This window comes from Polaromonas sp. P1_G4 (assembly GCF_056405475.1).
The window spans coordinates 1-16,132 of record NZ_JBFUCA010000032.1 but is presented as its reverse complement, the minus strand read 5'-3'; the positions used below and the strand labels follow the sequence as shown (position 1 = coordinate 16,132).

14 protein-coding genes and 1 pseudogene are annotated in these 16,132 nt (G+C 63.2%); 8 read left to right on the top strand and 7 right to left on the bottom strand.

Annotated elements, in window-relative coordinates:
• The 5 genes and pseudogenes from AC1D1X_RS03150 to oppF all read left to right on the top strand — a co-directional run.
• Nucleotides 1-218 (top strand): annotated as a pseudogene (locus AC1D1X_RS03150) (peptide ABC transporter substrate-binding protein); the annotation flags it as partial.
• Between the two features lie 164 nt (nucleotides 219-382).
• A complete protein-coding gene (gene oppB / locus AC1D1X_RS03145) occupies nucleotides 383-1,303 on the top strand; it encodes an oligopeptide ABC transporter permease OppB (protein WP_477669035.1) in 921 nt (306 codons plus the stop codon).
• 12 nt (nucleotides 1,304-1,315) lie between these two features.
• Nucleotides 1,316-2,239 carry an ABC transporter permease subunit gene (locus AC1D1X_RS03140; RefSeq protein ID WP_477669036.1) on the top strand — a complete coding sequence of 308 codons (924 nt, stop codon included), beginning with the start codon at nucleotides 1,316-1,318 and terminating at the stop codon, nucleotides 2,237-2,239.
• 8 nt (nucleotides 2,240-2,247) lie between these two features.
• Nucleotides 2,248-3,252 carry an oligopeptide/dipeptide ABC transporter ATP-binding protein gene (locus tag AC1D1X_RS03135; protein ID WP_477669037.1) on the top strand — a complete coding sequence of 335 codons (1,005 nt, stop codon included), beginning with the start codon at nucleotides 2,248-2,250 and terminating at the stop codon, nucleotides 3,250-3,252.
• Nucleotides 3,245-4,231: a murein tripeptide/oligopeptide ABC transporter ATP binding protein OppF gene (gene oppF, locus AC1D1X_RS03130; protein WP_477697815.1), complete on the top strand. Its 987-nt coding sequence runs from the start codon at nucleotides 3,245-3,247 to the stop codon at nucleotides 4,229-4,231. Before AC1D1X_RS03135 ends, oppF begins: the two co-directional genes overlap by 8 nt.
• A gap of 82 nt (nucleotides 4,232-4,313) precedes the next feature.
• On the opposite strand, the gene AC1D1X_RS03125 is transcribed toward oppF, so the two are convergent.
• The 5 genes from AC1D1X_RS03125 to AC1D1X_RS03105 form a co-directional block, all read right to left on the bottom strand.
• A complete protein-coding gene (locus tag AC1D1X_RS03125; protein WP_477697814.1) occupies nucleotides 4,314-5,327 on the bottom strand; it encodes a YeiH family protein in 1,014 nt (337 codons plus the stop codon).
• A gap of 121 nt (nucleotides 5,328-5,448) precedes the next feature.
• Nucleotides 5,449-6,654 carry a cystathionine beta-lyase gene (gene metC, locus AC1D1X_RS03120; protein WP_477669040.1) on the bottom strand — a complete coding sequence of 402 codons (1,206 nt, stop codon included), beginning with the start codon at nucleotides 6,652-6,654 and terminating at the stop codon, nucleotides 5,449-5,451.
• Between the two features lie 26 nt (nucleotides 6,655-6,680).
• The gene (locus AC1D1X_RS03115) at nucleotides 6,681-7,676 is read right to left on the bottom strand and encodes a Bug family tripartite tricarboxylate transporter substrate binding protein (RefSeq protein ID WP_477669041.1); all 996 of its coding nucleotides are present in this window, start codon (nucleotides 7,674-7,676) and stop codon (nucleotides 6,681-6,683) included.
• Between the two features lie 69 nt (nucleotides 7,677-7,745).
• Nucleotides 7,746-9,338: a rhodanese-like domain-containing protein gene (locus AC1D1X_RS03110; protein WP_477669042.1), complete on the bottom strand. Its 1,593-nt coding sequence runs from the start codon at nucleotides 9,336-9,338 to the stop codon at nucleotides 7,746-7,748.
• Between the two features lie 57 nt (nucleotides 9,339-9,395).
• The gene (locus tag AC1D1X_RS03105) at nucleotides 9,396-9,983 is read right to left on the bottom strand and encodes a cysteine dioxygenase family protein (protein WP_477669043.1); all 588 of its coding nucleotides are present in this window, start codon (nucleotides 9,981-9,983) and stop codon (nucleotides 9,396-9,398) included.
• Between the two features lie 128 nt (nucleotides 9,984-10,111).
• On the opposite strand from AC1D1X_RS03105, the gene AC1D1X_RS03100 reads away from it, so the two are divergent.
• Complete coding sequence (locus AC1D1X_RS03100) at nucleotides 10,112-11,017, top strand: LysR substrate-binding domain-containing protein (RefSeq protein ID WP_477669044.1); 906 nt, start codon at nucleotides 10,112-10,114, stop codon at nucleotides 11,015-11,017.
• Nucleotides 11,018-11,306: 289 nt separating this feature from the next.
• Nucleotides 11,307-12,302 carry a Bug family tripartite tricarboxylate transporter substrate binding protein gene (locus AC1D1X_RS03095; RefSeq protein ID WP_477669045.1) on the top strand — a complete coding sequence of 332 codons (996 nt, stop codon included), beginning with the start codon at nucleotides 11,307-11,309 and terminating at the stop codon, nucleotides 12,300-12,302.
• 78 nt (nucleotides 12,303-12,380) lie between these two features.
• On the opposite strand, the gene murI is transcribed toward AC1D1X_RS03095, so the two are convergent.
• Both murI and AC1D1X_RS03085 read right to left on the bottom strand, forming a co-directional pair.
• Entirely contained in the window at nucleotides 12,381-13,184 is an 804-nt protein-coding gene (gene murI, locus AC1D1X_RS03090) for a glutamate racemase (protein WP_477669046.1), read from the bottom strand.
• Nucleotides 13,181-14,731, bottom strand: coding sequence for a fumarate hydratase (locus AC1D1X_RS03085; RefSeq protein ID WP_477697813.1), 1,551 nt, complete (start codon nucleotides 14,729-14,731; stop codon nucleotides 13,181-13,183). Before AC1D1X_RS03085 ends, murI begins: the two co-directional genes overlap by 4 nt.
• Before the next feature lie 183 nt (nucleotides 14,732-14,914).
• On the opposite strand from AC1D1X_RS03085, the gene fumC reads away from it, so the two are divergent.
• A partial coding sequence (gene fumC / locus AC1D1X_RS03080; RefSeq protein ID WP_477697812.1) for a class II fumarate hydratase occupies nucleotides 14,915-16,132 on the top strand: 1,218 nt, incomplete at its 3' end.

Genomic DNA, 16,132 nt, shown 5'->3' with positions numbered 1-16,132 from the left:
CCTCTGCGCTGATCGATGAAGGCAACCAGTCGATGGACCCGGCCAAGCGCAAGACGCTGCTGACGCAAGCCGCCAGGATGATCATGGAAGACTATCCCATCATCCCTTTGCTGCAATACACCGTGCCGCGCCTGGTCAAGCCTTATGTGGGCGGTTATTCGACCACCAACGCGCTGGACCGCTACCGCGGCAAGGACCTGTACATCATCAAGCATTGATGTCCGGATGGCGGGCGCCGCCGTGCGCCTGCCTGTCCTTGATCTGCTTTTCACCGCCTTTCAACGTTTTTCTGATGCCTCGCAGGCCTTTCAGGGCTAAGCTGTACCTGGCCGACGCGTTCAGGCGCTCACACTGACATAGACCTAGCCCGGAGATATTCCCCATGTGGTCCTACACCTTCAGACGCATCCTGGCGACGATTCCCACCTTGCTGGCCGTTGTCACCGTCTGCTATCTCCTCCTGCACGGCACGCCGGGCGGGCCGTTTGACGACGAGCGCAAGGTGTCCGCGGCGGTGCTGGTCAACCTGCAGGCCAAGTACCACCTCGATTTGCCGCTGTGGCAGCAGTACCTGTATTACCTCAACAGCCTGCTGCACGGCGACCTGGGCGCCTCGTTCCGTTATGCCGACTGGTCGGTCAACGAGTTGGTGGCCAATGCGCTGCCGGTGTCCGCGGCGATAGGCGGGGGCGCCATCGTCATCTCCTTCTTTCTCGGTGTGTTCCTTGGCACGGTGGCCGCCGTGCGCCAGAACAGTGCGGTCGATTACCTCGTGATGCTGCTCGGCAACGCCGGGCATGTGTTCCCCTCGTTCGTGATCGGCCCGGTGTTGATCCTGGTGTTCGCTGTCTGGCTGAAGGTGGCGCCCGCGGGGGGCTGGAATGACTTCGCACCGCGCTTCATGATCCTGCCCATGCTGCTGCTGATTTTCATCAACGTGGCCACCATCGCGCGCGTCATGCGCGGCAGCCTGATCGAGGTGCTGCACAGCAATTTCATCCGCACCGCACGCGCCAAGGGACTGCCCATGCGCACCGTCATCCTGCGCCACGCCCTCAAACCCGCGCTGCTGCCGGTGGTGTCCGTCATGGGCCCCCTGGCGATTTCATCCATCACCTCCGCCATCGTGACCGAGTCGGTGTTCTCGCTGCCGGGCATCGGCAAGCTTATCGTCAATGGCGCCGCCAACCGCGACTACACGCTGGTCCTGGGCCTCGTCGTGCTGGTGACCGTGATCGCCGTCACGCTGAACCTGCTGGTGGACCTGGCCTACGCCTTGCTCGACCCGAAGATCCGGTACTGAGCAGAGGCCTGCATGCTGCTCGAAAAAAAAACCAGACAAGACCAACTCGCCACGGCTGTCGGCCAGACGCTGGCCGACGCCGAGATCCATGGCCGCAGCCCCTGGGCGGATGCGCGCGTGCGCTTCATGCGCAACAAGGCCGCGGTGTTCAGCCTGTACCTGCTGGCATTCATCACGCTGTGCTGCATCGTCGGGCCCTGGCTGCTGCCCAATGCTTTTGACGCTGCCGACTGGGACGCGATGAGCCTGCCGCCCATGCTCAAGGGCTGGCATTTTTTCGGCACCGACGAGTCCGGCCGCGACCTGCTGGTGCGCAGCCTGATCGGCGGCCGCGTATCGCTGCTGGTGGGCTTCCTGGCGACGCTGTCGGCCGTCACGCTCGGCATTGTCTGGGGCGCGACGGCGGGTTTCATAGGCGGCAAGGTAGACGCCTTCATGATGCGCGTCGTTGACATGATGTACGCGGTGCCTTACTTGCTGATCGCCATCCTGATGGTGACCATATTGGGGCGGGCTTTTTACCTGGTGGTGATCACCATCACGGTATTTTCGTGGATGAACATGGCACGCGTGGTGCGCGGCCAGACGCTGTCGCTGCGCTCCAAGGAGTTCATTGAAGCGGCCCGCGCGTTGGGCGTGCCTACACGGCGCATCATCTTCCAGCACATTGTTCCCAATCTTCTGGGCATCGTCGCGATCTACACCACGGTCACCGTGCCGGCCGTGATCCTGGTCGAGTCCGTGCTGTCATTCCTGGGGCTGGGCATCCAGGAGCCAATGACAAGTTGGGGCGTGCTGATCCACGACGGTGCGTCCGTCATGGAAGTCTCGCCCTGGATGCTGCTGTTTCCGGCGGGCATGCTCTCGTTGACCCTGTACTGCTTCAACTACATCGGGGACGGCCTGCGTGATGCGCTCGACCCCAAAGACCGCTGAGCCGCACCATGAGCCTGATTGAAGTCAACAACCTCGGGGTCCAGTTCCAGACCCAGGACGGGCTTGTCTACGCCGTCAACGGCATCAATTTTTCGCTGGAGCGCGGCCAGACTTTGGGCATCGTCGGCGAAAGCGGTTCCGGAAAAAGCCAGAGCGTGCTGGCCATGATGGGCCTGCTCGCCGGCAACGGCAAAGCCACCGGCCAGGCCCTCTACAAAGGCCAGGACCTGCTGGCCATGAAGCCGGCCGAGCTCAACAGGATTCGCGGCAACCGCGTGGCCATGATCTTTCAGGACCCGATGACGTCGCTGAACCCTTACCTGACGGTGGAGCGGCAGATGACCGAGGTGCTGCAGTTCCACAAGGGCTTTGACCGGAAGTCCGCCCGCGCAAGGTCGGTCCAGCTGCTGGACGCCGTCAAGATCCCGGAAGCTGCGCGGCGTATCACCATGTACCCGCACGAGTTTTCGGGCGGCATGCGCCAGCGTGTGATGATCGCCATGGCCTTGCTCTGCGAGCCCGAAGTGCTGATCGCCGACGAGCCCACCACGGCGCTGGACGTGACGGTGCAGGCGCAAATCATCGCCTTGCTGCGCGATCTTCAGCGCGACTTCGGAACGGCGATCATCATGATCACGCACGACCTGGGCGTGGTGGCGGGCCTGTGCGATGAAGTGATGGTGCTGTACGGCGGGCGCGTGATGGAGCAGGGCAGTGCCGACAGCATTTTTTATGGAGCCTCCCATCCCTATACCGTGGGCCTGCTGGGTGCCATACCGCGCCTGGACGCGGATGACGAAGCGCTGGTCGCCATCCCAGGCGCGCCGCCCAACATGGCGCGGCTTCCCAAGGGCTGCCCGTTCAGCGAACGTTGTACGCTGGCCAGCGATCAGTGCCGTGACGTGATGCCCGCGTTGCTGCCGGCCTTGCACAACCCGGCGGTGCTCAGGGCTTGCCACAAATCAAGTGAGGCTGTGTCTGAACTTGCGGCCAAGGGAGCCGTCCATGCGTGATGCCTCTCAACCTATTTTGTCGGTGCGCGACCTGAAAGTGCACTTCAGGATCAAAAGCGGCGCCTGGCCCTGGTCGCCGGCGCGAATCCTGAAAGCCGTGGACGGCATTTCCTTCGACATCCATGCGGGCGAAACGCTGGGCGTGGTGGGTGAGTCGGGCTGCGGAAAATCCACCTTGGCGCGTGCGGTGCTGAACCTGATTCCTGCCACCGCCGGCAACATTGTCTGGATGGGCCAGGAGATGACGGGCGCTTCATCTCAAGCCTGGCTGGGCGTGCGGTCAGACATCCAGATGATCTTCCAGGATCCGTTGGCCTCGCTGGACCCGCGCATGACCATCGCGCAGATCATTGCCGAACCTTTGCGCACGCATCGCCCGCGCATGCCCGAGGCCGAAGTGATGCAGCGCGTCAAGGCCATGATGGGCCGCGTTGGCCYGATGGCGCAGCAGATCAACCGCTACCCGCATGAATTTTCAGGCGGCCAGTGCCAGCGCATCGGTATCGCCCGGGCGCTGATCCTGGAGCCCAAGCTCATCATCTGCGACGAGCCGGTGTCAGCGCTCGATGTCTCGATCCAGGCGCAAATCATCAACCTGCTCAAGGCGCTGCAAAAATCCATGGGTCTGGCGCTGATCTTCATCGCGCATGACCTGGCCGTCGTCAAACACATCAGCGACCGCATTTTGGTGATGTACCTAGGGCATGAAATGGAAGTGGCGAAAAAGAAGGCGTTGTATGCCGCGCCGCGTCACCCCTACACGCAGGCGTTGCTGTCGGCCATCCCGATTCCCGACCCGGCGCTGGAGCGCAAGAAGGTGATCCAGCTGCTGCAGGGCGACCTGCCGTCGCCGATGTCACCGCCCTCGGGGTGTGTGTTCCGAACGCGCTGCCCCTTGGCCGTTGCGCGCTGCGCTGAAGAGGTGCCTGAGCTTCGCCGCCTGGACGACCAGACGGAAGCGGCTTGCCTGCTGGCTTGAAGTCTTAAGCCTTTTAGGGCTCCAGCCCTTTAAGGATGAGCGCAAGCAGCTATAAAAATCATAGCAAATTCCGGCCGAATCATCACCGGACAATGCACAGGTACACCGCAAAAACGGCGACCAGCCACAGGGTTTCCAGCAGCATCAGGGCCATGGGCCGCCAGCCGAGCTGCACCAGTGCTTCAAACGAGGTCTTGATGCCCAGCGCTGAAATGGCGACCACGAGACACGCGCGCGACACATGGCCCAGCGCCTCATTGAGCCGCGGCGTCACCACGCCCAGGCTGTTGGCCAGCACCAGCGCCATGAAGCCGACCAGGAAGAAGGGCAGCAGCGGCGTGCGCGGGCCGGTATCGCCGCCGGGGCTKCTGCGCCGCCGCCAGTACCAGGCCAGCACTGCCACCACAGGCACCAGCAGCGTGACGCGAAAGAGCTTGACGATCACCGCGACGTCGCCAGTCTCGTGCGATAGCAGCAAGCCGGCGCCGACAACCTGCGCCACGTCATGGATGGTGCCACCCAGGAAGATGCCGGCAGCGGTGTCGTCCAGCCGCAAACCCTTTGCCAGCAACGGAAACACAACCATTGCCAGTGTCGAGAGGCCGGTGACGCCGACAACGGTTAGCAGTGTGTAGCGCTCGCTCTCTTCGGTTTTGGGCATGACGGCCGCCACGGCCAGCGCTGCGGAGGCGCCGCAAATCGAAACAGCCGCGCCGCAAAGCAGGCCGAAATCGGTCTTTAAATCAAAGCGCCGTGCCAGCCAGGCGCCCAGGGTAATCGTGCTGGCAATGCCCAGCACCGCGGTGGCCAGCGGCCCGATACCCAAGTGCCCGATTTGGGAGAGCGTGATGCGCGCACCCAGCAAGGCCACGCCGATGCGCAACAGGGTTTTGGCGCAGAACTCTATACCGGGCCGGCAGCGTGCGTCCTCGTGCAGGAAATGAAAGGCCAGTCCGAACAGCAGGGCGTATAGCAGTTGCGGGCCGCCGTAATGTTCGGAGACGAAAGTGGCGGCCAGCATGATGAGCAGCGGCGAGGCAATGCCCGGCCAGAGGCTGCGGGTGCGTTGGAGCCAAAGGTGTGCGTGGCTGGGCATGGTGATGCAAACCTGAAAGAAAAGGGCAGGCGAGAGCCGCCGCGGGGGCGGATGAAAAGGAGTGAGGGAGAGGAAAGAGGCTGGGGGAGAAGCGAAGGGCAAAGGCGCGGAGGTAAAACCTTCAGGCAGCCAATGCGGCAAACCCCTGTTGCAAGTCGCCTATCAGGTCGACCGGGTCTTCCAGGCCGATGTGCAAGCGCACGATCTGGCCATGGCCCGACCAGTCGGTCACGCTGCGCGCGCCCCGCATGTTGGTCATCGTGACCAGGCTTTCATAGCCGCCCCACGAAGCGCCCAGGCCAAACAGCCGCAGGCCGTCGATCAGCCGCTCGGCGGCGGCCTGGTCGAAGGTGCGCTGGAGCTCGAAGGACAACAGGCCGTTGGTGCCCTTGCAGTCGCGTTGCCAGATGGCGTGACCTGGATGGCCGGGCAGGGCCGGGCAGAACACGGTCGCCACTTCGCTGCGCGTTTGCAGCCAGGCCGCCACCTTCAGGGCGCCGCTTTCATGCAGGGCCAGGCGCGCGGCCATGCTGCGTGTGCCGCGCAGCACCAGGTAGGCATCGTCGGGGCTCACCGTCATGCCGAAGGCATCGCTGCGCTCGTTGAGCGCCTGCCAGGCGGCTTGCGTGGTGGCCACGGTGCCCATCATCACGTCGGAGTGGCCCGACAGGTATTTGGTGGCCGCCATGATGGACACGTCGGCACCCAGTGCCAGCGGCCGGTATTGGTAGCCCGAGCCCCAGGTGTTGTCGGCCACCAGCAGCAGGCCCCGCGCACGGGCAATGCCGGCCAGGCGCGGCAGGTCGCACATTTCATACACCAGCGAACCCGGGCATTCGGCATAAATCATGCGCGTGCCCGGCTCGATTTTTTCTTCCACGTCGCTGCCGTCGGCTGCAAAGAAGGTGCAGCGGATGTTGTAGGGCGTGAGGAAGGACTCCACCAGCTTGCGCGCCGGTTCGTAGACGCTGTCCGACATCAGCAGGTGGTCACCAGGTTTGAGGTAAGACAGCAACGTCATCGCGATGGCGGCCAGGCCTGTGGGGAAGAGCCGCGTACGGTACGCGCCTTCGAGCTCGCTGACCATGTCTTCCAGCGCGTAGTTGGTCGGGTTGCCGCGCGCCCCGTAGGTGAACACGCGCTCCTCGCCGCGGCGCAGTCGCATCTCGCGCTGGTGCGCTGTGTTGTCGAACAGCACGGTGCTGGCACGCACCACGGCCGGGTTGACCGGCCGGCCGCCTTCATAGGCCGGCTTCTTGCCGGCGTGAACCAGGCGGGTCAGGGGTGACGCGTTGGATGAGATGGCCGGTGGTGTTTTTTTGCTCATGTCGGGAAGGTTTGATGAATCCGGGATCAGTCTAGCTTGGCGCCCGAGAGCTTGACGACACGCGACCAGCGGGCGATGTCTGCCTTGAGCTGCGCGGTAAAAGCTGCCGGTGTGTTACCTACCACTTCGCTGCCGCCATCGGTGATCAGCTTGCTGACTTCCGGCGACTTGAGCGAGCGCACGATGCTGTCGTGCAGGTAGGCCACGCGTTCGGGCGGCGTGCCCGCCGGTGCGAAGAAACCGTACCAGTCTTCAAAGGTGGTGTTGCGGTAGCCCAGCTCTTCCAGCGTCGGCACCTTGGTGAAGACGCCGATGCGGCGCGGGCTGGTGACGGCCAGGGCGCGCATCTTGCCGTTCTGGATGAAGCTGGACACCGAGGCGGTGGAGGTAATGAGCACGTCTACCTGGCCGCCCAGCAGGTCGGTGATGGCGGGCGCCGCGCCCTTGTAGGGCACGTGGGTCATGCTGATGGCGCTGTCTTTTTCCAGAACCACGCCGACGAGGTGCGAGAGTGTGCCATTGCCGGGCGTGGCATAGGTGACTCGCCCGCCTGGGGCTTTGGTCTGCGCGGCGAGGTCGGCAAAACTTTTCAGGGGCGAGTTGCTGGCCACTACCAGCACCAGCGGCGCGGCATTGATCTGGGTGATGGGCAGGAAGTTTTTCAGCGGGTCAAAACCCGGCGAGGCATACAGCGAGGGATTGACGGCCATCAACGAGACCTGGCCTGTGAGCACGGTGTAGCCGTCCGGCTTGGCGTCGGCCACGGCCTTGGCACCTATGTTGCCGCCGGCGCCGCCGCGGTTGTCGACGATGGCGCTCTGTCCGGTGATGTCGGACAGGCGGCTCGTCACGAAGCGCGTCGTGGCGTCATTGCCGCCGCCGGCCGGGAAAGGCGACACAAACTTGATGGCCTGGTTCGGGAAGCCGCCGACCTGCGGCATGGGTTGGGCTGAGGGGGCGCCGTGTACGGAGAGGAGGGCGCAGCACAGTGTGGCTGCGGTGAACTTCAGTTTGGCAAGCATGGGGGCTCCTGAATGAATTGGGGCAAAAGATGAATAAAAAAAATGAGGCGGCGCGGGGCCAAATCAGTATTACGCGGGGTGGGCGGCCGCGGCATCGGGCAACTGGAATGCCTTCAGTTCCAGCGCGTCCAACTGCCCGATCAGGTTCACTTCCCAGGCCAGGTACTGGCGGGCAGCTTCCTTGTTGCCGTCGTGCCGGTCATGCACGAAGAAAAGGTAGTCGATGCAGTCGCTGTCGGCCGGGATGTTGTCAGTGGCCTGCAGCGCAAAGCCGGCGGCGCGCCAGGCATCGAGGCCGCCCTCGAGCAGGCTGGCTTTCAGGCCCAGTGCCTGGAGGTCAACGGCCGCGCAGGCGGCCACAGCGGACTCGTCGGCAACCAGCACCACCGGGCGGTGTTCACCGGCCAGCGCCTGTGCCAGGCGAGGCCGTATGGACCAGCATGTGCCCGCGATATGGTTTTGGCGAAACTGCATGCTGGGCCGCAGGTCGATGGCGGCCACGGTGCCATCGGCCAGCCCGGCCGACAGGGCCTGCGCGGTGGTGGCGGGCAGCGCGGGCAGGGCCACGGGCGCCGTGGCGGGCAGCGCCAGACCACTGGCCAGGCCCTGGTCCAGCACGCTGGCGTCGTGGCCCAGCTGGCGCAGCCAGCTGGCGACCGTCAGGGCGCGTATGCCGTCCGTATCGAACAGCACCAGCCGGGCCTGGCGCACGCCCACATACTGGTCGGTGGCCTGGATCAGCTGGCCGCCCGGCGTGTGCTGCGCGCCCGGCAGGCTGCCGCGTGCAAATTCTTCGGGGCTGCGAACATCGCACAAAAAGAGCGTGCGCGTCGCGTCGCCTGCCCAGCCGTGCACAGTCTGTGCGTCGACGACAGGTACCTCGAAACGCTTTGCAAGCGCCTGGGCCGCCGCACGCATGCCGGCAGGCTCTGTGGGCTGGGCCGAGTCCTTGTAGCGGCGCGTGCCGCCGTGCTCGAGTTTGAAGTCTGCCAGGTACCAGCCCTGGGTACCGTTTTCCAGCGCCGATACAGGGTTGCGCAGGCCCAGGTTGATCAGCGTTTGCGCGCCTATGATGCTGCGAGTGCGGCCTGCGCAGTTGATCACGATGTGGGTGTTATCGCTGGGTACCAGGTCGCGGATGCGCAGGGCCAGCTCGCCGTTCGGGCAACTGATCGCCGTCGGGATGTTCATCTTGCGGAATTCCGAAAACGGCCGGCCGTCGAGCACCACCACGTCGTCTTGCCGCTCCAGCATGGCCGCAAGTTCGGTCGCGCTGACGCGGGGCGTGTGATAGACCTGTTCGGCCAGCTCGCCGAAGGTCTTGGACGGTACGTTGACGCCGGCAAACAGAGGGAAACCGGCGGCTTGCCAGCCGGTTGTGCCGCCCTGCAGCACCTGCACGTCGCTGTAGCCGAGTGCGCTGAAGCGGCGCGCGGCCAAAGGTGCTGCGCCACTGCCGTCGGTGTCATAAACCACCAACCGCACACTGCGGCGCGGCGCCAGGCGCGGTGCGTCCAGTTCAAGCCGGCTGTAGGGAAGGGGGATGCCGTAAAACAAATGCGACTGGCCGTACTGGCCATGCTCGCGCACATCAAACAGGGCGATTTCCGCGCCATCGTGCAGCCAGGCTTTCAGCGTGGCCGCGTCTACAAAACGTGTCATGGGATAGGGGGCGTGTAGGTTCGGAAATTCAGGGAAGGGGGTAAGGGTGCGCGGGGGTCAGCGGCGTGTCTGCACGCCGATGCCCATGGTTTCGTACGTACCTTTTTCCAGGTCGTAGCCGGTGCGGGTGTTCAGCGTTTCAAGCGCGCGGCCATACATGTGCAAGTGGCGTATCACCTGACCGGCCGGGATCTCCACCGAGTGGATGTCTTCGGGCATCAGGGCGATGCCCGTGCCGGGCTCGACCACCACGGCGTTGACCTCCTTGAGCTGCGCCTTGCCCGGCACCGAGCCATCGTCCTGGCGTTCGTACACCCGGTTGAGCTCGCTGCCTTCCACCGCGCTGATGCAGGCCCAGGTGGTGTGGTTGTGCGGCACGATGCGTTTGCCGGGGCGCATCACGTTGAGGTAAAGCGCGAAGCTCTGGTCGGCGTCTTCAGCGATCAGGTAGCGCGCCTGCAGTTCGGGGCTTTCGGGCGCAGCGAAATCCGTGGCACTCCACAGCTCCTTCTGGCCGGCCAGCTGGTTCAAGACCGCGAGCACTTTGGCCAGCGACTGGCGATTTGCTTCACCGCTCCCAACAATAATTTTAATGTTTTGAATGGCGGCGCCAACCACCTGGCTACGCTGTGCTGCTGCGTTCATGGAGATTTTCCTGAGTGAGGTTTCGGTTTATTGAGCCTAATATAGTCAAGGCGTATTCTTGAAACAACTCAGAAATAGAGATAAATACATTAGTATTTGTAATAAGTAAATCCTGTCGAACTCTTTGAATGAAAACCCTTGACCTGGAATTGCTGCGGGCCCTGATGGCCATCGACGAGCAGGACAGCTTTGCCGGTGCCGCCATCCAGCTGGGCAAAACACAGTCGGCGGTGACGCAACAAATGCAGCGCCTGGAAGACCAGATCGGCCATCCGCTGTTTGAAAAGCATGGGCGCCAGAAGCGCCTGACGCCGCATGGGTTAAAGCTGCTCGGTTACGCGCGTCACCTGCTGGCCATCAATGACGATGCCTTGCGCAGCCTGCAGCAAGGCAACCTGGAGGGTGTATTGCGCATAGGCGCGCCGCACGACGTGGCCGACACCATGCTGCCGACGCTGCTGGCACAGGTGGCGCGTGCTTCGCCGCTGTTGCAGCTCGACATCCATGTGGGGCGCAGCCCTTTCCTGATGGAATCCCTCAAGCGCGGCGAGATCGACATGACTATCTCGAACCGCAACGACCCGGCACTCGACGGCGTGGTGCTGCGTACCTCACCCACGGTGTGGTTGTGCTCAGCCAGCTACGTACATGACCGCGCCAAGCCGGTGCCGCTGATCCTGGTGGAGGGCCCCAGCGTATTTCACAGGCTGGCGCGCGAGGCGCTGGACGCCGCCGGAATTCCCTGGTCGCCAAGCTATACCGCTTCCAGCCTGATCGGCATCAAGGCTGCGCTGCGTGCGGGTTTGGGCGTGACTGCGCGCGGTATCGAGATGGCGGGCAGCGACCTGCGCGTGCTGGGCGAAAACGATGGACTGCCGCGTTTGCCGGAGCTTGATTACTACCTGTTCGTTCGAAAGAATGTTATTAACCCGGTGACACGCAAGGTGTTCGAGATGCTGAAATCCAACCTCGGTTTGATTCGCAGTGCGGCGGACCCGGCTATCCCCGCCGCGCGTGCCGATCGGGAAATTTAAGCGCCGTCTGAAAAAGCAAACGGCCGGAATTCCGGAGGGAAAACGCATCCGCGAATGCGCTGCAGACTTTTTAATTACTTTGCTGAAAAGTGTGCGCATGTGAATTTCCGGCATCGTGAGATCACAAAAAATAAACGCGCGAAAACGTTGGACGCGAGCCACAAGTAGCGGCTGTATCTGCGTGGTAACACGGCGCATGCGTCATCTGCGGTGTACGCTCGCCGGACGCTGACGATGCCCACGAGGAGGTGGGGTTGTCTCGCGTATCCGATCAATGCAAGGAGAGTTCATGTCAGTTTCAACATTCCCCATCAAGCGGCGCACGCTGCTTGCTGGTTCCGCAGCCACCCTGGCGCTTGGCGCTGCGCCCGCATGGGCTGCCTACCCCGACAAGCCCATCAAGATCATCGTTCCCTGGGCAACGGGCGGTAGCACCGATGCCATTACCCGCGTGCTCGCACAGCGGCTGAGCGAAGGGCTGAAGCAACCCGTGATCGTCGACAACAAGCCGGGTGGCGCGGGCCACGTGGGCATTGACCAGGCCGCCAAGTCGGCACCCGATGGCTATACGCTGGCGATCGTGGAGTTGTCGCACGTGTACGCGCCTGCAGTTGTTGCCAACCTGCCTTACGACATGCTGCGCGACTTCACGCCGATCACGCTGGTGGGTACATCGCCCATGGTGCTGTTTACCGGCATGGGCCCCGAAAACAGCGACTTCAAGACTTTCCTGAAAACTTCTTCGACCGCCAAGGGCGGGCCTCCTGCCATGGCGAACAGCGGCACAGGGTCTATCAGCCACCTGGTGGGCGAGCTGTTTTCCCAGGAAACCAAAATCAAGTTCAACATGGTGCCTTACCGCGGCGGCGCACCGGCGATGGTGGACCTGGCTGCCGGCCAGGTGTCTTCTTATTTCGCCACGCTGGCGACCGGCTCCAGCCTCATGGCCTCCGGAAAGGTCAAGGCGCTGGCGGTGACGGGCCGCAAGCGCTCGGACGTCCCCATCCTGCGCTCCTTGCCGACGATGACTGAGCTCGGCTTGAAGAACATGGATGTGGCGCAATGGTGGGCGCTTGTTGCGCCAGCGACCACGCCGCTTGAAGTTACCGAGCGGCTTCGCCTCGAACTCCTGAGTGCGATGTCGGATTTCAAGGTGGTGGAACGTATGTCCGCTTTGGGCGTGGAAATGAAAGGTACTTCACGCGACCAGTTGCGTGGATTCCTTCGGGCGGAGTCGGAGCGCTGGCGCACCCTGGCGCGTAACGTGGGATTGAAGCCGCAATAACTTCAGTTCTTCAACGGATTCGGCTCATCACTGAGTCGATGCGTACCAGCGCCGGCGAGTCCAGCCGGCGCTGTGGTGCTATAGCTGCAGGCCCAGCCAGCGTCGTGCGGCTGCGTTCAGTGCCTCCTGTTGACCCGTTGTCAGCAAAGTGATGTGGCCGGATGCGGCGCCTTGCCGCAGCTGCCCGGCGGCTTCGAGCAAACGGCGTGTCTGCCGCGCGACCGGCTCGCCGGTTTCGATCAGGCGAACGTCGGTGCCCACCATTTTCTGCAGTGTGTCCCACGCGAAGGCGTAATGCGTGCAGCCCAGCACCAGGGTATCGACCTGCCCGGCCTGGCCGCCGAAGGGTCCGATCGCTTGCGTGTATTCACGGCATAAAGCACCGATCTGCGCAACATCATGGTTCTGGATCGCATCGGCCAGCCCGTCGCACGGCTGCAGGATGAACTCGGCCTGGCCTTTCAGCGAATCGTGCAGGGCGCGCAGCTTGGCGCTTGCCACCGTGCCGCGCGTCGCCATCACGCCGATGCGGCGTGTCTTGCTCAACGCGACGGCCGGCTTGAGCGCCGGTTCGACGCCGACCAGCGGCAAGTCTGGGTGCTCGGTTCGTACGAGGTGAACGGCGGCGGCCGTCGCGGTATTGCACGCGATCACCAGTGCCTTGATCGCATGCTCTTCGCGCAATTTGCGCACGACGGCGCGCGTGCGCTCAATGACAAAAGCGTCGCCGCGCTCGCCATAAGGCGCGAAGCCCGCATCGGCCAGGTAGACGAAGGACTCCGCGGGCAATTCGGCCCGCAATGCCTTGAAGACGCTAAGGCCGCCCACGCCGCTGTCGAACACGCCGACCGGCCGGTCGGCGCCGGCATGGCCTTCGCTCACGCGGCTGCGACGGGAATGTTTTTGAACTCGCCGGTGGCGATTTTCTTTTGCCACTCGGCTGGGCCGGTGATGTGCGCGCTGGTGCCGCCCGCATCCACCGCCACGGTCACGGGCATGTCAATCACGTCGAACTCATAGATCGCTTCCATGCCCAGGTCGGCAAAGCCCACCACCTTGGCGGTCTTGATGGCCTTGCTGACCAGGTAGGCCGCACCGCCGACGGCCATCAGGTAAGCGCTCTTGTGCTTCTTGATGGCTTCGATGGCGACCGGGCCGCGCTCGGACYTGCCGATCATTGAAATCAAACCGGTCTCGGCCAGCATCATTTCAGTAAAGCCGTCCATGCGGGTGGCAGTGGTCGGGCCGGCAGGTCCTACGGCTTCATCGCGCACTGGATCGACCGGGCCGACGTAGTAGATGACGCGGTTGGTGAAATCCACCGGCAGTTTTTCGCCCTTGCCCAGCATGTCCTGAATGCGCTTGTGCGCCGCGTCGCGGCCGGTCAGCATCTTGCCGTTGAGCAGCAAGGTCTGGCCGGGCTTCCAGCTGGCAACTTCTTCTTTGGTCAGCGTGTTGAGATCGACCTTTTTGCTCTTCTTGTAGTCGGGCGTCCAGTTCACGTTGGGCCAGAGATCCAGCGAAGGCGGGTCCAGGTAGACCGGGCCGCTGCCGTCCATCACGAAGTGCGCGTGGCGCGTGGCGGCGCAGTTGGGGATCATCGCGACAGGCTTGCTGGCCGCGTGCGTCGGGTACATCTTGATCTTGATGTCCAGCACGGTGGTGAGGCCGCCCAGGCCTTGCGCGCCTATGCCCAGCGCGTTGACCTTCTCAAACAGTTCAAGTCGCAGCTCTTCGGTCTTGGTCATCTTGGCGCCAGAAGACGATTTGGCTTGGAGCTCGTACATGTCCAGGTCGTCCATCAGGCTTTCCTTGGCCATCAGCACGGCTTTTTCGGCAGTACCGCCAATGCCGATGCCCAGCATGCCGGGCGGGCACCAGCCTGCGCCCATGGTGGGCACGGTCTTGAGCACCCAGTCGACCACCGAGTCGCCGGGGTTGAGCATGACCATCTTGCTTTTGTTTTCACTGCCGCCGCCTTTGGCCGCCACGGTGACGTCGATCTTGTTGCCGGGCACGAGCTCGGTGAAGATCACGGCCGGTGTGTTGTCTTTGGTGTTCTTGCGGTCGAACTGCGGGTCGGCCACCACAGAGGCGCGCAAGGTGTTGTCAGGGTGGTTGTAGCCACGGCGCACGCCTTCGTTGATGGCGTCGTCAATGCTGCCGGTGAAGCCTTCCCAGCGCACGTCCATGCCGACCTTGAGGAACACGTTGACGATGCCGGTGTCCTGGCAGATCGGGCGCTGGCCCGTCGCGCTCATCTTGCTGTTGGTGAGGATCTGTGCAATCGCATCCCTGGCGGCCGGGCTTTGCTCACGCTCATAGGCGCGCGCCAGGTGGGCGATGTAGTCGGTGGGGTGGTAGTAGCTGATGTACTGCAGGGCAGCGGCTACGGATTCGATGAGGTCGGCTTGCTTGATCGTGGTCATGGTGGGTCGTCGTTATGAGGGCGTTTCGGGGAAATTTCGGGCAAACCCCGCAATTATCCGCCCTTGGGCGGGCGACTCGGGCATGTCGGGCGAGAGGATCCAAAACCCTTCAGATGAGAATCTTTCTCGTCTGCGGTCATACTAGGACTCTTAACCATCTTTTTTGACGCGCAGGATATTTCCATGACGACAAGCAGCACGCGCACGGAGCGCGATACCTTTGGCCCTATCGAGGTGCCGGCCAACAAACTCTGGGGTGCGCAGACGCAGCGCTCGCTGCAGAATTTCGACATCTCGGGCGAGCAGCAGCCACGTGAAATCATCAAGGCGCTGGCGCAGGTCAAGCGCTCATCGGCCAGGGTCAACCATGCGTTGGGCCTTCAGGACGAGAAAAAAACCAAAGCCATCGTGGCCGCAGCCGACGAGGTGATCGCGGGCGGGTATGCGGACGAATTCCCCCTGGTGGTATGGCAGACGGGCTCCGGTACGCAGACCAACATGAACGTCAATGAAGTGCTGGCCAATCGCGCCAGCGAAATTCTGGGCGGCGAGCGCGGCGAGGGCCGCCTGGTGCATCCCAATGACGATGTCAACCGCAGCCAGTCGTCCAACGATGTGTTTCCTACCGCCATGCATGTTGCCGCTGTAGAGGCCATGACCCACAAGCTCCTGCCAGCGATTGCGAAGTTGCGCGCGACGCTGGCGCAAAAAGCCCAAGACTTCGGCACCATCGTGAAGATTGGGCGTACCCATCTGCAGGATGCGACACCACTCACCCTGGGCCAGGAATTCTCGGGTTATGTCGCGCAGCTTGACCACGGCGAAAAGCATGTGCGTGCCGCCTTGCCGCACCTGTATGAACTGGCACTCGGCGGTACTGCCGTTGGTACGGGGCTGAATGCACCGAAGGGGTATGCGGAGCAAGTGGCGGCCGAACTGGCCACGCTGACAGGCCTGCCTTTTGTGACTGCACCCAACAAGTTCGAGGCGCTGGCCTCGGTCGACGGCCTGGTGCATGCGCACGGCGCCCTCAAGACACTCGCCGCCAGCATGATGAAAATCGCCAACGATGTGCGCTGGCTGGCCAGCGGCCCGCGCAGCGGCATCGGCGAGCTCAGCATTCCCGAGAACGAGCCCGGCTCGTCCATCATGCCGGGCAAGGTCAACCCGACGCAGAGCGAAGCCGTCACCATGCTGGCGGCACAGGTGTTCGGCAACGACGTGGCCATCAACTTCGGCGGTGCCTCGGGCAACTTCGAGCTCAATGTGTTCCGGCCCATGGTGGCGCACAACTTTTTGCAAAGCGTGCGCCTGCTGGCCGATGGCATGGTGAGCTTTAACGACCACTGCGCCGTCGGCATTGAGCCGAATCGCGAACGCATCGCCGAGCTGGTTGACCGC

What these genes read in the sequence shown, in the direction of transcription:
- AC1D1X_RS03110 (WP_477669042.1), bottom strand. Translation starts at nt 9,338, where the DNA reads ATGACACGTTTTGTAGACGCGGCCACGCTGAAAGCCTGGCTGCACGAT.
- AC1D1X_RS03115 (WP_477669041.1), bottom strand. Translation starts at nt 7,676, where the DNA reads ATGCTTGCCAAACTGAAGTTCACCGCAGCCACACTGTGCTGCGCCCTC.
- AC1D1X_RS03140 (WP_477669036.1), top strand. Translation starts at nt 1,316, where the DNA reads ATGCTGCTCGAAAAAAAAACCAGACAAGACCAACTCGCCACGGCTGTC.
- oppB (WP_477669035.1), top strand. Translation starts at nt 383, where the DNA reads ATGTGGTCCTACACCTTCAGACGCATCCTGGCGACGATTCCCACCTTG.
- AC1D1X_RS03105 (WP_477669043.1), bottom strand. Translation starts at nt 9,983, where the DNA reads ATGAACGCAGCAGCACAGCGTAGCCAGGTGGTTGGCGCCGCCATTCAA.
- AC1D1X_RS03095 (WP_477669045.1), top strand. Translation starts at nt 11,307, where the DNA reads ATGTCAGTTTCAACATTCCCCATCAAGCGGCGCACGCTGCTTGCTGGT.
- AC1D1X_RS03100 (WP_477669044.1), top strand. Translation starts at nt 10,112, where the DNA reads ATGAAAACCCTTGACCTGGAATTGCTGCGGGCCCTGATGGCCATCGAC.
- metC (WP_477669040.1), bottom strand. Translation starts at nt 6,654, where the DNA reads ATGAGCAAAAAAACACCACCGGCCATCTCATCCAACGCGTCACCCCTG.
- AC1D1X_RS03135 (WP_477669037.1), top strand. Translation starts at nt 2,248, where the DNA reads ATGAGCCTGATTGAAGTCAACAACCTCGGGGTCCAGTTCCAGACCCAG.